We start from the raw sequence: 241 nt of genomic DNA on the forward strand, positions 1-241 counted from the left end.
ACATTATATTCATTGGTCTTACCTACTTATACTTCCTATGATTACAATAGTAACTATACCTTTTCTTATTAAAGTAATGGTACCTGGTAAATCAACAAAAAATACATTAGATATCGTAGGTATTGTTTTAATGTCTATAAGTATTATATGTTTTATGTTATTTACGACAAATTATAATTGGACTTTTTTAATACTCTTCACAATCTTTTTTGTGATTTTTATTAAACATATTTCAAGAGTT

General features: G+C 23.2%; 1 pseudogene. It reads left to right on the forward strand.

Annotated features, from left to right (window positions below):
- Positions 1–241 (forward strand): annotated as a pseudogene (locus tag SH09_RS12395) (hypothetical protein); the annotation flags it as partial.

The organism is Staphylococcus gallinarum (assembly GCF_000875895.1).
Taxonomy (GTDB): domain Bacteria; phylum Bacillota; class Bacilli; order Staphylococcales; family Staphylococcaceae; genus Staphylococcus; species Staphylococcus gallinarum.